Origin of the sequence: Cupriavidus sp. SHE (assembly GCF_000812445.1) — a bacterium.
GTDB classification, from domain to species: domain Bacteria; phylum Pseudomonadota; class Gammaproteobacteria; order Burkholderiales; family Burkholderiaceae; genus Cupriavidus; species Cupriavidus metallidurans.
The window spans coordinates 1-15,652 of the sequence record NZ_JWMB01000059.1 but is presented as its reverse complement, the minus strand read 5'-3'; the positions used below and the strand labels follow the sequence as shown (position 1 = coordinate 15,652).

General features: G+C 63.4%; 13 protein-coding genes and 4 pseudogenes. 8 read left to right on the top strand and 9 right to left on the bottom strand.

The annotated features are described in order from the left end of the window. Positions 1 to 179 precede the first annotated feature (179 nt). The 5 genes and pseudogenes from RN01_RS26740 to RN01_RS35100 form a co-directional block, all read right to left on the bottom strand. Positions 180 to 674: pseudogene (locus RN01_RS26740) on the bottom strand (contractile injection system protein, VgrG/Pvc8 family); the annotation flags it as partial. A 475-nt stretch (positions 675 to 1,149) separates the two neighbouring features. Then, positions 1,150 to 1,926, bottom strand: a complete 777-nt coding sequence (locus tag RN01_RS26735) for a fumarylacetoacetate hydrolase family protein (protein ID WP_024569882.1) — start codon at positions 1,924 to 1,926, stop codon at positions 1,150 to 1,152. Between the two features lie 139 nt (positions 1,927 to 2,065). After that, the gene (locus RN01_RS26730) at positions 2,066 to 4,195 is read right to left on the bottom strand and encodes an acetate--CoA ligase family protein (RefSeq protein WP_011518844.1); all 2,130 of its coding nucleotides are present in this window, start codon (positions 4,193 to 4,195) and stop codon (positions 2,066 to 2,068) included. A 165-nt stretch (positions 4,196 to 4,360) separates the two neighbouring features. Further along, positions 4,361 to 5,593: a formyl-CoA transferase gene (frc, locus tag RN01_RS26725; RefSeq protein ID WP_011518843.1), complete on the bottom strand. Its 1,233-nt coding sequence runs from the start codon at positions 5,591 to 5,593 to the stop codon at positions 4,361 to 4,363. Positions 5,594 to 5,647: 54 nt separating this feature from the next. Further along, positions 5,648 to 6,154 (bottom strand): annotated as a pseudogene (locus RN01_RS35100) (thiamine pyrophosphate-dependent enzyme); the annotation flags it as partial. Positions 6,155 to 6,226: 72 nt separating this feature from the next. Between RN01_RS35100 and RN01_RS35095 the strand changes: the two are divergent. Further along, positions 6,227 to 6,292: pseudogene (locus RN01_RS35095) on the top strand (hypothetical protein); the annotation flags it as partial. A gap of 87 nt (positions 6,293 to 6,379) precedes the next feature. On the opposite strand, the pseudogene RN01_RS35090 reads toward RN01_RS35095, so the two are convergent. Further along, positions 6,380 to 7,402, bottom strand: a pseudogene (locus RN01_RS35090) (thiamine pyrophosphate-binding protein); the annotation flags it as partial. 114 nt (positions 7,403 to 7,516) lie between these two features. Between RN01_RS35090 and RN01_RS34115 the strand changes: the two are divergent. Genes RN01_RS34115 through sucD form a run of 3 tightly spaced genes read left to right on the top strand, consistent with a single transcriptional unit; the run spans position 7,517 to position 9,883 of the window. After that, entirely contained in the window at positions 7,517 to 7,741 is a 225-nt protein-coding gene (locus RN01_RS34115) for a hypothetical protein (protein WP_128646609.1), read from the top strand. A 56-nt stretch (positions 7,742 to 7,797) separates the two neighbouring features. Then, entirely contained in the window at positions 7,798 to 9,009 is a 1,212-nt protein-coding gene (sucC, locus tag RN01_RS26715) for an ADP-forming succinate--CoA ligase subunit beta (RefSeq protein WP_017513510.1), read from the top strand. A gap of 1 nt (position 9,010) precedes the next feature. Further along, on the top strand, positions 9,011 to 9,883 hold the full coding sequence (gene sucD / locus RN01_RS26710; RefSeq protein WP_008652312.1) for a succinate--CoA ligase subunit alpha: 873 nt from the start codon (positions 9,011 to 9,013) through the stop codon (positions 9,881 to 9,883). A gap of 119 nt (positions 9,884 to 10,002) precedes the next feature. Here the strand turns inward: sucD and RN01_RS26705 are convergent, their stop codons facing one another. Both RN01_RS26705 and RN01_RS26700 read right to left on the bottom strand, forming a co-directional pair. Beyond that, positions 10,003 to 10,725: a GntR family transcriptional regulator gene (locus RN01_RS26705; RefSeq protein ID WP_008652314.1), complete on the bottom strand. Its 723-nt coding sequence runs from the start codon at positions 10,723 to 10,725 to the stop codon at positions 10,003 to 10,005. 248 nt (positions 10,726 to 10,973) lie between these two features. Beyond that, positions 10,974 to 11,981 (bottom strand): 2-dehydropantoate 2-reductase, encoded by a 1,008-nt coding sequence (locus RN01_RS26700; RefSeq protein WP_017513511.1) that lies wholly within the window; start codon positions 11,979 to 11,981, stop codon positions 10,974 to 10,976. A 195-nt stretch (positions 11,982 to 12,176) separates the two neighbouring features. Here RN01_RS26700 and RN01_RS26695 point away from each other — a divergent pair, with 195 nt between their 5' ends. Then, a complete protein-coding gene (locus RN01_RS26695; RefSeq protein WP_017513512.1) occupies positions 12,177 to 12,938 on the top strand; it encodes a TerC family protein in 762 nt (253 codons plus the stop codon). 132 nt (positions 12,939 to 13,070) lie between these two features. On the opposite strand, the gene RN01_RS26690 is transcribed toward RN01_RS26695, so the two are convergent. Then, entirely contained in the window at positions 13,071 to 13,253 is a 183-nt protein-coding gene (locus RN01_RS26690) for a hypothetical protein (protein ID WP_128646611.1), read from the bottom strand. Between the two features lie 70 nt (positions 13,254 to 13,323). On the opposite strand from RN01_RS26690, the gene RN01_RS26685 reads away from it, so the two are divergent. The 3 genes from RN01_RS26685 (at position 13,324) to RN01_RS26675 (ending at position 15,559) form a co-directional block, all read left to right on the top strand. Continuing rightward, a complete protein-coding gene (locus tag RN01_RS26685) occupies positions 13,324 to 13,926 on the top strand; it encodes a PAS domain S-box protein (RefSeq protein WP_017513514.1) in 603 nt (200 codons plus the stop codon). 247 nt (positions 13,927 to 14,173) lie between these two features. Then, the gene (locus RN01_RS26680; RefSeq protein ID WP_017513515.1) at positions 14,174 to 14,866 is read left to right on the top strand and encodes a GntR family transcriptional regulator; all 693 of its coding nucleotides are present in this window, start codon (positions 14,174 to 14,176) and stop codon (positions 14,864 to 14,866) included. A 315-nt stretch (positions 14,867 to 15,181) separates the two neighbouring features. Further along, the gene (locus RN01_RS26675; RefSeq protein WP_024569884.1) at positions 15,182 to 15,559 is read left to right on the top strand and encodes a DUF427 domain-containing protein; all 378 of its coding nucleotides are present in this window, start codon (positions 15,182 to 15,184) and stop codon (positions 15,557 to 15,559) included. Positions 15,560 to 15,652: the final 93 nt, after the last annotated feature.

The following is a 15,652-nucleotide window of genomic DNA, read 5'->3' as shown; positions in this document are numbered from 1 at the left end:
GTGCTCGTCCGTAATCTCGACGGATGCGGTGCCATTGCCCTTCTTGCGGAACGGGAACGTGAAGCGCAATGGCTTCAGTGGTGGCAGAGACGGGGTCGCCGGGGTCGTCGCCATGCGCTGCCTTACTCGGAGAACCCGAAGTTCATGTCGCCCTTGATGTCTTTCACCGGGGCGTTTAGATAGGTGCGCCGGGTCTTGAAAGCGAACTCATGACCCTTCAACTCATGGTCACGCAGGATGCCATCGATAATCTGCGGGGCGCTCTTCTGCTGGTAAATGCGGCCGCGCTTCGTCAGGCTCAGCCGCACGACCTGCGGCACCACGACCATCTCGTAGGCGCAGAAGTCAGGGCTCTGGCGGGTCTTCGAGAACTCTGAGATCCAGCCCGCGAGCTTGCGCGGCTCACCGTCGTCGCCCGCAGCGATGACGAAGGTGGCGTCCCGGTTCAGGTACTCAGCCCGGTCCAACTGCAGCGGATGTGTAAGTCGTACCCGGACTTGATAGGGCTCGCCCAGGCGCTCCATTGCCTCGAATGACACCACTGACAACCCCGCGGCACTGGCGGATCCTGGCACCTTGAGGAAGTACGACTGCCGCCCGGTAACCGTCACGGCCACTGCATTGCGCAGCGCCTCCTCTCCGTACGCCTTCAGCTCACCCAGCACACCCGCCATGCTTCCTGCTCCGTTGTCAGCGTGATCGAATCAACTGCAAGGAGCCAACATCCAGCGACGATTTGCACTCCCGCGCATCGAACGCTACCCGCAAATTACGGTACCGGAAATGTGATTCCAGCCTCAGTTGAGTGCAGAGCAAGGTCCAGGGCAAAACCGGATAAATGCTATTTCCCTACCAATTGGATTCCACTACCCTCCCCGCCTGATTGTTATTGCTCGACCTGCATACGGGCAGGGTGCAGAAGAAAGTCGAGAGAGAACCAATCTGGGCCGCCAGCATGGCTCAGGCAAGCTGCCGGCCCATCTGCAGCGCATGCGCGTCAAACTTCAGTTGGCGATCATCCAAAAGCGACGGGGGCGTATATGCCCCCGTGTGGTTAAGGCCCTGCCTAAGCGCCACAACGTCCGGTTCTTCAGACAGACCCTTAGCGGAACGGCATTACCCCGCGCGGGGCCTTTTGCCGTTCTTCGGCTATCCCTTCACGTGGTTGACCAGAGCGCCGATCCCGGCGATCGACACCTCGACCACTGCGCCGTCCTTCATCGATCCGACACCGAGCGACGTACCGCAGGCAATCACGTCGCCGGGCGTCAGCGTCAGATCCTGTGAGATCCGGCTGACCTGTTCTTCCGGCGAAAAGACCATGTCGGCGAGCGGATAGTTCTGCCGCTCCACGCCATCGAGCCGCGTTACGACGCTGGCTGCGCGCCAGTCGAAGCCGGTGACGATGCCCGGCCCCAGGCAGCCGAACGTGTCGTAACCCTTGGCCCGCGTCCACTGCGGGAAGTTCGGGTCTTCGGTGATCAATTCGGCCGCGGTGACATCGTTGACCACCGTGTAGCCGAAGATGTGCGAGCCCGCCTCCGACACGCCCACATTGCGGCATTTGCGTCCGATAACGATCCCAAGCTCGCCTTCATAGACAATCTTGCCGCGATAGCTGGCGGGTCGCTCGATGGCATCGCCAGGCCCGGCCAGCGAACTGGCCGGCTTCATCAGGAACAACGGATGCAGCGGCACGGGCTTCTCGAGCTTGCGCGCCAGCGCGTGGAAGTTGTTCCATAGCGCGACGATCTTCCCCGGCTCGCACGGCGCCAGCAGGTGCACTTCGTCGCGGGGCAGCACGGCGCCGGTGGGCTTCGAGCCGGTGTAGCCGGGGCCGTCGTAGACGATGACGCGATCGCCATCGACGAGGCCGAAGCCAGTGTCTCCGCGTGGGCTGCGGAAGCGAATCCAGGTTTGCTGCATGGGGGCTCCTTATGAAAAAAGAAGAAGCCCTCGACGTGGGCTGTCATGTCGAGGGCCTTGGCAATGGAAGCGCTGGCCCTCTTTCCCTCTCACGCCAGCGCGAGAGGGAAAGAGGCAGCCGTACGAACAACCGAACGCGTCAGATCTTGCCCGCCCCTCGCGCCCACTTGTACTTTGCGCCGAGCACCGCCACCGGAATCTCCGTTGAGTACGCATAGGCCGGCACGCCGTGCTCGTACAGGTATTCCGCAGCCTCCTCGACCTGCACGTCACCGGCCAGAGACGCGACGATCGGCTTCTCGATGCCCTTCGCGCGCATTTCCTCTTTCACCTCGACCACGAGCTTGGCAAAGACCATCGGCGGCGTGATGATCGTGTGCCAGTAGCCGAGGATGATCGCGTGGATACGCGGATCTTCCAGGCCGAGCTTGATCGTGTTCTTGTACGTGGAGGGCGGCTCGCCGCCGGTGATGTCCACCGGATTGCCGGCCGCGCCGAACGGCGGGATGAACTTGCGGAACGCCGCGTCCAGGTCATCGGGCATCGTCATCAGCGACAGTCCGTTGTCCACGCACGCATCGGACAGCAGCACGCCCGAGCCACCCGCGCCGGTGATGATGACCACGTTCTCGCCCGTCGGCGTCGGCAGCTTTGGAATGCCGCGCGCGAACTCGAGCAAGTCGCGCAGCGAGCGGGCGCGGATCACGCCTGCTTGCTTGAAGACGTCCTCGTAGATCTTGTCATTGCCTGCCAGCGCGCCCGTGTGCGAGCTTGCGGCGCGCGCGCCAAGGCTGGTGCGGCCTGCCTTCAGCACCACCACCGGCTTCTTCTTCGAGACGCGACGAGCCACTTCGGCGAACGACCGGCCATCCTTCAGGTCCTCACAGTGCTGGGCGATGATCTCGGTGTTGTCGTCCTGCTCGAAGAACGTGAGCAGATCGTCCTCGTCGATATCGGATTTGTTGCCGAGCCCGACAATCGCGGACACGCCCATCTTGGCCGAGCGCGAGAACCCGATGATCGCCATGCCAATACCGCCCGACTGCGACGACAGCGCGGCCTTGCCCTTGACGTCGTACGGTGTGCAGAACGTCGCGCACAGGTTTTTCGGCGTATAGTAGAAGCCGTAGATGTTCGGCCCCATCAGCCGGATATTGTGTTTGCGAGCGATGGCGACGATCTCTTCCTGGCCCTCCACATTGCCGGTCTCGGCGAATCCGGACGGAATCAGCACCGCACCCGGAATACCCTTCTTGCCGACCTCCTCCAATGCCTGCGCGACGAACTTGGCCGGAATGGCGAAGACCGCCACATCGACATCGCCCGGCACGTCGAGCACGCTCTTGTAGGCCGTCATGCCCATGATCTCGTCGGCCTTCGGGTGGATCGGGTAGATCTTGCCCTGATAGCCGCCATTGATCAGGTTCTTCATGACCGAGTTGCCGATCTTGCCGTCCTCGGCCGATGCGCCGATCACCGCCACCGTGTCGGGCCGCATGATCCGGTTCATTTGCCGCACGATCTCTTCCTGGCTCGGCCGGTATTTCTCCGGCTGCGGCGAGTCGTCGATCACGATGCGCACGTCGGCGGCAATCGCGCCGTCCTTGCTGGCGAACACCGGATTCAGGTCAAGCTCGGAGATCTCGGGGAAATCACTCACGAGTTCGGACACGCGCTGGATCATCCCGGCCAGCGCCTCGCGATTGGCCGGGTCCGCGCCGCGCACGCCCTTGAGCACGTCCGCCGCAGCGATGCCATCGAGCATCGACAGCGCATCGTCATAGGTTGCCGGCGCCATGCGGAACGTCACGTCCTTGAGCACCTCCACCAGCACGCCGCCCAGGCCGAATGCCACCAGCTTGCCGAAGGACGGGTCGGTCACCGCGCCGATAATCACCTCCTGCCCGCCGCCGATCATCTGCTGGACCTGCACGCCAACAATCTGCGCGTTCGCGTTGTACTTCTTCGCGTTCTCAACGATCGTCAGATAGCCGCGCTCCACGTCGGCTGCCGAGTTCACCCCCACCAGCACACCACCGGCTTCGGTCTTGTGCAGGATGTCCGGCGATACGATCTTGAGAACCACCGGGTATCCCATCTTGCTGGCCAGTTCCACCGCGCCCGTGGGCGACCTGGCGACACCCTCCCCCGGCACAGAGATGCCATAGGCATCGCAAACCAGCTTGCCTTCGGGGGCGGTCAGCGCATTGCGGCCTTCCTTCTTGGCGATTGCGAGAATCTTGCGTACAGCATCCTTGTCATGTGCCATGTCAGGTCTCCATCTGTTCAGGCATGAATGAGGGGCAGGCGAAAAACGCGGCCCGGATGGGCTGCGCAGGGCGAAAGCAGGCCCACCCGCCACGCATTGGAGATGCGGGCGGCCTGCGGACTTCGCCGGGATCGGTTGAGAGGGCTTGCGTTGAGGGTGTGGGGGCTACACCGCGCCGGCGGCCTTTAGCGCGACGATCTGCGACGGCGTGCGGCCGAGCCACTCGAGGATTTCTTCGGTATGCTCGCCAAGCAGCGGCGAGCGCTCGACTTCCACCGGCGATGCCGACAGCGAGATCGGGCAGCCGAGCTGCACGTACCTGCCGCGCTCCGGATGGTCGAGTTCGACCATGTAGCCGCGTTCGTAGAGCGAGCGATCCTCGATCAGGTCCTTCATCGACAGGATCGGGCCGCACGGCACGTCGACGTCATTGAGCGCCGCCATCACCTCGAACTTGCTCTTGGTCCGCGTCCACTTCTCGACGATCGAGAAGCACTCGGCCAGGCACTTGAGGCGAGCCTCCGGCGTGGCGAACTGCGGATGCGTGATCAGATCCTCGCGACCGCACAGGCGCATCAGCGGCTCCCAGCCCTGCGGCTGGATGATGACGTAGACGAAGTCGTTGGCGCCACCGGGCGAGCAGCGCAACGCCGCACCCGGCTGTCCGCCGCCCGACGCATTCCCGGCGCGCGGCACGTAGTCCTGGAAATCGTCGTTCGGATACTCCTTGAGCGGCCCGGCCGACAACCGCTGCTGATCGCGCAGCTTCACGCGGCACAGGTTCAGCACCGAGTCCTGCATGGCGACTTCCACCCGCTGCCCACGCCCGCTCTGCTCGCGGTGCAGCAGCGCGGCCAGGATGCCGACCACGCAATGCACGCCCGTGCCCGAATCGCCGATCTGCGCGCCGGTCACCGTCGGCACGCCGTCTTCGTTACCGGTGGTGCTGGCTGAGCCGCCCATGCACTGCGCGACGTTCTCGTAAGCCTTGCAATCGGCGTACGGGCCGGGGCCGAAGCCCTTGATCGACGCGTAGATCAGGCGCGGATTCAGCGACTGCAGGCGGTCCCAGTCGAACCCGGCGCGATCCAGCACGCCCGGCCCGAAGTTCTCCACCAGCACGTCGCAGCGCTGCACCAGGTCTTCGAGCAGCGCCTTGCCCTCCGGCGTCTTCATGTTCAAGGTCAGGCTGCGCTTGTTCGAGTTCAGCATCGTGAAGTAGAGGCTGTCCGCGTTCGGAACATCGCGCAACTGGCTACGCGTGATGTCACCGCGACCGGGCAGCTCCACCTTGATGACATCGGCACCCAGCCAGGCCATCAGCTGGGTGGCCGACGGGCCGGCCTGCACATGCGTCATGTCCAGAATGCGGACCCCTTCCAGTGCCTTGTTGTTCATGGCGTTGTCTCCTTGAGGATTCTCTTGAGGCAATGTCGTGCTGGCGACCGGCCTTTACTTGTACATGGTCTGGTTCTTGGTGCCCGGCGCGTACTCGCGCGGGTCCACCCAGATATTGATGACGGCGGACTTGCCGGTCTTCGCGATCGACTCGCGGCCGCGCTGCAGCGCACCGGCGATCTGGCCCGGCTCGCGCACCTCCTCGCCGTATCCGCCCAGCATCTCGGCGAACTTGGAGAACGGCACGTCGGACAGCAGGTTGCCGACATTGCCACGGTCGTCGCCGTACTTGGCAAGCTGGCCGTAGCGGATCTGGTTCATCGCCGAGTTATTGCCGATTACGGCCAGGTACGGCACGCCGAAGCGGTTGGCCGTTTCCATGTCGAACGCGGTCATGCCGAACGATCCATCGCCGTAGTAGCAGAGCACTTCCTTGCCTGGATTGGCCACACCCGCTGCGATCGCAAAGCCGGTACCGACACCGAGCGACCCGAGCGCGCCCGGGTCCATCCACTGGCCCGGGCGGCGCGGACGCACCGCCTGCGCGGAAATCGTGACCACGTCGCCACCGTCGCCGATATAGATCGTGTTGTCGGCCAGGAATTCGTTGAGTTCGTAGGCCACGCGATACGGGTGAATCGGCTTGTTCTCCGACTTGAACAGCGGCATCAGCTTTTCCGTGGCCACAGCTTCGGCTTCCGTCAACTGACCCATCCACTTCTTGCGCGCCAGGCGCTTATCGTTCTTGATCCGGCCACTGGCCGCCTGCAGCACCGCGCCAAGAATCGCGCCCGGATCGCCCACCAGGCCCAGATCGATCTCGCGATTCTTGCCCACCGTGCGGTAGTCCATGTCGATCTGCACCAGCGTGATTTCCTTGCTGATGCGCTTGCCGTAGCCCATGCGGAAGTCGAACGGCGTGCCGACGATCACCAGCACATCGGCATTGGCGAATGCCTGCGAACGGGTGCGGTCGAAGTGATGCGGATCGCCCGGAGGCAGCAGGCCACGTGCGGCGCCGTTGAAATAGCCGGGAATATCGAGACCGCGCAGCAGGTCGACGGCTTCCTCATGCCCGCGCGCGGTCCAGACCTGCTGGCCATAGAGAATTGCCGGACGTTCGGCGTTGACGAGGATGTCGGCCAGTTTTTCGATGTCGCGCGGATCGCCGATCGACTTCGTCGAGGCACGATAGTGGCCCGGGCGCGGGATCACGGCACGCGATACATCAACTTCACGATCCAGCACATCGCGCGGGATTTCCAGATAGGCCGGCCCCGGCGCGCCGTTGAAGCACTCGCGGGCGGCCATCGCGATCATGTCTGCCACGCGCTCGGTGCTGGGGATGGTGGCCGCGAACTTCGTGATCGGCGCCATCATGTCCACGTGCGGCAGATCCTGCAGCGATCCCATCTTGTGCTGGGACAGCGCGCCTTGGCCGCCGATATGGATGATCGGGCTTTCCGAACGGAACGCGGTGGCCACGCCCGTGACGGCGTTCGTGCAGCCAGGGCCTGCCGTGGTCACAACGCAGGCGAGCTTGCCGGTCTGGCGCGCATAACCATCTGCTGCGTGCGCGGCCACCTGCTCGTGGCGCACGTCGATGATGCGAATGCCCTCATCCACGCAACCGTCGTAGATGTCGATGATGTGCCCGCCGCACAGCGTGAAGATCGTATCCACCCCCTCGTTCTTGAGGGCGCGAGCCACCAGATGGCCGCCGGATATGACGCCCGCGTCGCGGGACTTTTGCTTCAGCGTGTCTTCAGCCGTGGTGGTCTCGGGCCGGGTGGATACGACAGCGGACATGTCTTTGTCTCCTCGTTTGGACTGGATCGTCGGATCGCAGATCGTTGCGCTTCGGAAAGCAGCCGATCTTGATGACATACGGTATGTGATATACCACCAAACAACAAGAACAAAATGCTGGCCGCTGCCGACTTTCAACGACGCACCGCAGCAAGCCGCCCATCCAATTCGGCGTTAACCCGCGAAAAATGCCGCTTTCCGATCAATGACAAGGCATTGATGCGATTGTCTTCTGAAGTCTGTCTGCCACCTGGAACAGCCTTCTCCACTTGCCGTGAGCATCAAATCCAGCTTGATTTTCTTTTTGATATATCACATACCATATTTCACGCCGTGTGAAACCGGACAGGCGGGCCCCGACCTGCGGCCACGGTGACAGACAAGCGAGGAGACACGTGAACATTCACGAATATCAGGCCAAGGAGCTGCTGCGGCGCTATGACGTCGCCGTGCCAAACGGCTGCGTGGCATTCACCCCCGAAGAGGCTGCGCAGGCCGCACGCAAGCTGGGCGGCCCCATCTGGGTGGTGAAGTCGCAGATCCACGCCGGTGGACGCGGCGCGGGCCGGTTCGCCGGCGATCCGTCCGGCAAGGGCGGCGTGCGCGTGGTGAAGTCCATCGACGAGGTGCAGGCAAACGCCGCGCAGATGCTGGGCGCCACGCTGGTGACCAAGCAGACCGGGCCGGCCGGGCGCGAAGTGCGGCGGCTATATATCGAGGAAGGCTGCGACATCGCGCGCGAGCTCTATCTCGGCATGCTGATCGACCGCGCCACATCGCGCATCACCGTCATGGCATCCACGGAAGGCGGCATGGAAATCGAGGAGGTTGCCGCGCATACCCCGGAGAAGATCCTGAAAGTGGCGATCGATCCGGCCAGTGGTATCCAGCCGTTCCATGCCCGGCGCCTGGCATTCGGGCTGGGCCTGTCCGGCAAGCAGGTAGCGGCGGCCACGCGCTTCATCCTGTCCGCCTATCGCGCATTTACGGAACTCGATGCCTCGATTGTCGAGATCAATCCACTCGTGGTGACAGGCAGCGGCGACGTGATCGCGCTCGACGCCAAGTTCAACTTCGACGACAACGCCCTTTTCCGGCATCCCGATATCGAAGCGATGCGCGACGAAAGCGAGGAAGACCCGGCCGAAACCGAAGCCGCCAGGCACGCGCTGAACTACGTGCGGCTCGACGGCAACATCGGCTGCATGGTCAATGGCGCGGGGCTGGCGATGGCCACGATGGACATCATCAAGCTTTACGGCGGCGAGCCGGCCAACTTTCTCGACGTAGGCGGTGGCGCCACCAAGGAGCGCGTGACGGCGGCGTTCCGGCTCATCCTGGCCGACCCCAAGGTGGAAGGCATCCTGGTCAACATCTTCGGCGGCATCATGCGCTGCGATGTCATTGCCGAAGGCGTGATCGCCGCCGCGCGCGATGTCGATCTGACGGTGCCGCTGGTGGTGCGCCTGGAAGGCACCAATGTCGAACTGGGCAAGACCATCCTGCGCGATTCGGGACTGCCGATCCTATCGGCCAATCATCTCGCCGACGCGGCGGACAAAGTCGTGGCCGCGGTCCGGGCCCATCAGAAGAAAGGAGGCAAGTGAAATGGCCGTGCTAATCGACCAACATACGCGCGTGATCTGCCAGGGTTTCACGGGCGCCCAAGGCACCTTCCACTCGGAGCAGGCATTGGCCTATGGCACGAAGATGGTTGGCGGCGTCACGCCCGGCAAGGGCGGAGAGACGCATCTGGGGCTGCCGGTATTCGATACCGTATCGGCCGCCGCCCATGCCACCGGCGCCGATGCGTCGGTCATCTACGTCCCGCCGCCGTTCGCCGCCGATGCGATCCTCGAGGCCGTGGATGCCGGCATCGGACTGATCGTCTGCATCACCGAAGGCATTCCCGTCATCGACATGGTGCGCGTCAAGCGGGCGCTGAGCGGCTCCGCCAGCCGGCTGGTCGGGCCCAACTGCCCGGGCGTCATTACGCCTGGGCAGTGCAAGATCGGCATCATGCCGGGGCACATCCACAAGCCGGGACGGATCGGCGTGGTATCGCGCTCGGGCACGCTGACCTACGAGGCGGTGGCGCAAACCACGGCAGCGGGGCTTGGACAATCGACCTGCATCGGCATCGGCGGAGATCCCGTCAACGGCACGAACTTTATCGACAGCCTGGAACTGTTCCTTGCCGATGACCAGACCGAAGGCATCATCATGATCGGCGAGATCGGCGGGTCGGCCGAAGAGGAAGCCGCGCAATTCCTGCGCGACGCGCGCACCCGCAAACCCGTGGTCGGATTCATCGCCGGCACCACGGCGCCACCGGGCCGCCGCATGGGCCATGCTGGCGCCATCATCTCGGGCGGCACGGGCACGGCGGAGGCGAAGATCGAAGCAATGCGCGAGGCGGGTATTCACGTGGCCGCGTCTCCAGCGGAACTGGGCAATACGATGGCGGCGGCGATGCGGTAGGTTGGTCTGGCAGTTATCCCCGCTCCCGCAATGCGGGAGTGGGGCCAGGGGAGAGGGGCCAGGGACAGCGGCTCGATCACCGACAAGTCGCGATCTAAACCTCCGCGCCCTCTCCACTTTCAATCGAGAAAATCGCAGTGCTTCTCGACGTAGTCCGCCAGATCCAGCGAATGCTGGCGGACCAGCCGCTCGGCCAGTTCCGTATCGCGCTTCTCCAGCGCCTCGATGATGCGCAGGTGATCGACGATCGAGCGCGCGGCGCGGTCGCTCTGCGAGATCGTCATCTTCCGGATCGCGCGCACATGGACAAAGATGTTCTTGATCGAGTCCATGATGATCTGCGACTTCGACAACTGCACGATCGCCTGATGGAAGGCGATGTTGGCGTCGGAGTATTCCTCGATATGCTCGGCCGGCGTGGCATCGCGGAAGCTGTCGAACATATGCCGCAGCTTGCCGATTTCCTCGTCGCTGGCGTGCAGCGTGGCCAGCCGCGCGGCCATGCTTTCCAGCGCGCCCCAGACCTGGATCATCTCGACAATCTCGCGCTTGGTCTTGCGCGTAATGTAGATGCCGCGGCGCGGCACCGTGCGCAGGAAGCCTTCCTGCTCCAGCAAGGTCATGGCTTCGCGAATCGGCGTGCGACTGACGCCGAGCGCTTCGGACAGCACGCGCTCGTCCAGACGGACTTCGTCGCGCGACTGGTAGATGTCGGCATCGGCAATCGCCTGGCGCAGCATCGCATAGGCCTGGTCACGCAGGCTGGCACCCGCATTGATCGGCTGCAGTGAAAGGGTCAGGCCGGAAGTCGGCTGGACGTCGGTTTGGCTTTGGGCAGACATGAGTGCACTCGTAAATGGCCGGCGCCCCGGCGACCCAGATGGCCGCCGATGGCACTCGCCGATTCAGGACCAGGTTGGCGCGTGACGCATGACGTCAAGTTTGGCATGACGCCATGCGTTTCGCGCATCAATCCCACCGCATGCGGTGAGTTCTGGCCTGGAAAGGGACGAATCCGACCTTTCGTATATCGTATATCACATTGACCACAATGCCGATTGTCGCCGATTTCCGGCAGACCGTCCGCGTTTCAGGCTGCCTTGGCCATTGGCGCCGCGCCTGAAGGCGCTGCCTGGGCCATCCGGTCACGCTGCTTGATCAGTCCGAGCACCGCGTCGACCATCGGTGTCGGCTGCCCGATCATTCGGCCCATCTCTTGCACCACCGTCAGCAGCGGGTCGATTTCCATCGCCCTGCCCGCCTCCAGGTCCTGCAGCATCGACGTCTTGTGGGCGCCAACCGCACCGGCACCGTCGATGCGACGTTCGACGTCTACCCGGAAATGCACGCCGAAGCTCTCGGCGATGTGCTTCGCTTCGAGCATCATCTGGCGCGACAGCGCCCGCGTGGCCGGGTCCGACGTAATGATGTCGAGCGTCGCATGCGTCAAGGCGCTGATCGGGTTGAAGCAGAGGTTGCCCCAGAGCTTGAGCCAGATCTCGTCGCGAATGTTGTCGCGCACCGGGGCGTCCATGTCCGCCCGCGCCATCATCTCTGCCAGACGGGTCACGCGCTCCGAGCGGGTGCCGTCCGGCTCCCCGATCGGGAACTTCTTGCCATAGACATGCTTGATCACGCCCGGCGCAATGATTTCGGCGGCTGGATACAGCACACAGCCGATGGCACGCTCGGGGCCCAGCCCATTCCATTGGCGGGCGCCAGGATCGACGCTTTCCAGCGTGCGCCCCGCGAACTCGCCGCCGTGCTGATGGAAGTACCAATACGGGATGCCGTTGACGCCGGTCACCACCGCAGTGTCCGGCCCGAGCAGCGGCTGCATCAGGTCCACCACCCCAGGCACCTGGTGCGCCTTGAGCGTGATGAACACATAGTCTTGCGGGCCGAGTTCGCGCGGATCGCTGGCGCAACGGACCTTGGCCACCCGTTCCTCGCCTTCGATCAACAGCCGCACGCCGTTTGTCTGCATCGCCGCCAGATGGGGCCCGCGGGCGATGAAACTGACGTCCGCCCCGGCCAGTGCCAATTGCGCGCCCATGTAGCCGCCGATCGCGCCCGCGCCGTAGATACAAATCTTCATCGGTTGTCTCCTCGATGGTTGTGATTGCTGAATGATGGTTAATTTTGATATATCACATACTATATTTCACAATCGCCGTTCGACAACCTCAATCTTTGCTGTACCGGTTACGCCAGCCTCAAGCTGTGCGCTACCATGTCGACAGTCGTCCGCTTGCGGGCCAGCGGCCCAAGCCCACCCCATCAAGGAGTTCGCATGGAAACGCTGCTCGCACTGCTGCGCGATCCGGCCGCCTGGGCCGCATTGGCCACCCTGGTGGCCATGGAAATCGTGCTTGGCATCGACAACCTGATCTTCATCTCGATCCTCACCAACAAGCTTCCCGAGCAGATCCGCGAAAAGGCACGGCGTATCGGCATCGGCCTGGCGCTGATCATGCGACTGGCGCTACTGGCCACGATCGCGGTCATCGTGGCGCTGACCGAGCCGGTGTTCACGGTGCTCGGCAAGGGAATTTCCTGGCGCGACATGATCCTGATCGCCGGGGGCGCTTTCCTGGTCTGGAAAGCCACACGTGAGATTCACCAGCATGTGTCGCCCGAGACCGAGTATGAGAATGCCGAGAGCGCTCGGAGCGCCGCTCCAGGTTTCGCCGCCGCGATCGGCCAGATCCTGGTGCTGGACCTGGTCTTCTCGATCGACAGCATCATCACGGCGGTCGGCATGACCGACCATGTGCCGATCATGTTCGTGGCCGTGATTGCCGCAGTGGTGGTGATGCTGGTGGCCGCCACGCCGCTGGCGAACTTCATTAATCAGAACCCAACCATCGTCATGCTGGCGCTGGCGTTCCTGATCATGATCGGCATGACGCTGATCGCTGATGGCCTCGGCCACCACGTGCCCAAGGGCTATATCTATACGGCGATGGCGTTCTCGAGCGCGGTCGAGGGGCTGAATATGCTGTCGCGGCGACGGCGTGCCCGCGCGGCAGGCATCGAACCACCAGCGCACTAGCCGCCGAAACGCGCCGAACGCGCGGCCGGGCGGGGATGCTACGGAGAATGCGGGCCCCGCCAACTAGATATGCTGTGCCAGCTCGCTCGCCAGCCATTCACTGAATACCTGCGTTCGGCGGGACAGCAAGCGTCAATGCGGATAGAGCCGTTGCGCCAGCATGGGCGGCACGGGCCAACCCGACAGGGCCTCCACGGGTTCGCCTGCCACCAGATGATCCCGGATCATCGAAGGCTGGAAATTAGGCCTGAAGGCCGGCTTTTTTTCGTTTCGATCCGCATCCGTTTGCGCTACGATCCGCACATCGACGTTCATCTGGGGCAGCAATCCATGGCGACATGTAATCTGCCCTGCGGTGATTTCTCCGTGTCCGGTTGATCGCCCCATGGCAAATCCCATCCTGTCGGAAGACACCATCCATGCCTTGGCGGATGCCCAGCCAGATACCGTCTTCCTCGTCGACAAGACCGGCATCATCCGGTACGTAAACCCTCAATGTAACGATTCGCTGGGCTTTGCGCAGTCCGATCTCATCGGACAAACCATGCTCGAACTCGTGGTCCAGCGCGACCGCGATCGCACCATCAAGGAAGCCGGCGAGGTGCTGGCCGGCCACAAACGCACCGGCTTCGAGAACCGTTACCGGCACCGGGACGGAAGTGATATTCACTTCTCGTGGTCGGCACGCTGGCTGGCATCACATCAAATGCGACTCGGCACCGCGCGCGATGTCACGATCCTTCGGCAGCCAGCGTGCGCATATCTCTTGCCGCCAGACCTTCTGGGGCTGCTCGATCCCTACGAGCGGGAGGTGTTTCTGCTGCTGCTGACATCCGCCACCGAGATGCAGATTGCCAGACGCCTTGGTGTGGCGGCCGACGACATGCGCCGCCGGGTCGCCAGCGTCTATCGCAAGTTGGGCGTGCGCGGGCGCCTGGGACTGACGAGTCTAGGCATGAGCGCGCTTCAGACACCGCTGAATCCCTAGCCAGGCACAACAGGACTAACCGCGGCATGATGGGGCGTATATTGCGCCTGGAGGTCCGAAGACCGGCATGCGAGGTAGAATCTCCTTCTTCCTGATGCCGTCTCTGTCCATTCCCGTTCCAGCCGTGCTGGCAGGAACGCGCGACGGCCACCGGATGGCCCTGGGTTGTCTCACATCATTAACCAGTTGATTGAATAGCGAACTTCGCCGCCTGCGGCGCAGTTACTGATCCCCACTTCACGACTCCATGCTTCCTACGGACCTCGTCGCCAGCTCCGACGGCGATCAAAACGCCTCGCTGCCACGCTCCGAGCGCGCCTATCAACAGTTGCGATCGGCCATCCAGGCAGGTCAACTGCCGCCCGGCACCCGCCTGAGAGAAGTCGAACTCGCGGAATCCCTGGGCCTGTCGCGCACGCCGGTGCGCGAGGCGCTGTCGCGACTCGAGTCGGAAGGGCTTGTTGTCAACGAGCCCAATCGGGGCATGATCGTGACGCGCCTCGACGCCAGCATGGTCAGCGAACTCTACGTCATGCGAGAGGTGCTCGAGTCCACCGCCGCGGCGCTGGCCGCACGCCACGCCACCGACGTGGAGATCTCGCTGCTGCGCGATATCGTCGAACGCGACCTCTCGTTCGCCGAGGACCCCGACAAGCTGGCGATGAACAACCGCCTGTTCCACGAGACGCTGCACCGCTGCGCCCACAATCGCTATCTGCTGAAGACGCTCCGCTCGCTGCACGAATCCATGGCACTGCTGGGGCGCTCCACGCTGGCCGTCCCAGGCCGCGCGCGCGGATCGTATGAGGAACACATGGCGCTGGTCCAGGCGCTGGAAGCCCGTGACCCCGAGCAGGCCGAGCAGATCGCGCGGCGCCATATCCAGCAAGCCTACAAGGTCCGGCTGTCGCTCTGGATCGAAGAGCAATCTGGCACCTGAAGTCGCATCCGGCGCGCAAAGTCACGGCAAGATCAAGAACAATAGCCCCGTCACGAAACCGTGACGGGGCTATTGTTTTACGCCCTCGAAAAGTGTGTTCCGTGAGAACGCTTTTCTGGAACGATGGCGCTTGCTATCTTTTCCTCCGAGGCCAAGGATCCCTCTCTTCTGGCCTCACGTCACCCTCCGTGGCGGTTTTTTCATCATTGGCGCTGGCGGCATGAGGTTCCTGTTCGTCCGTATGTCGATGTCAGCGCAAGGCGCGGCAACGTTGCCGCGCCAGTTTTTTCGCTGTGCCAGCCAGATGAGGCCCCCATGCCAGACAAACCCGTCAAGATTCCCGGCCCCGACCACCCAATCACCATCACCCGCCAGGGCGGCCGAGTGGTTGTCACCGTCGCGGGCAAAGTGATTGCCGATACCCGAAACGCGCTGACGCTTCAGGAAGCAGCCTATCCCGCTGTTCAGTACGTGCCGCGCGAGGACGTGGACATGTCTGAACTGTCGCGCACCTCACATGGCAGCTACTGTCCCTACAAGGGGGATGCCGCCTACTACAGCATCCCCGCCGGCGGGGCGCGCGCAGAGAATGCCGTCTGGACCTATGAGTCCCCCTACCCGGCCGTGTCGGCCATTGCAGGCTACCTCGCGTTCTACCCCGATCGCGTCGACAGCATCGGCATCACACCGTAATTCGCGCACAAAAAAGCCGACCCGCCACACACGATACACGTGTGTGGCGGGGCGGCTCTCATTCCCACACCGCGCCAATGCACCGCGGTTCGG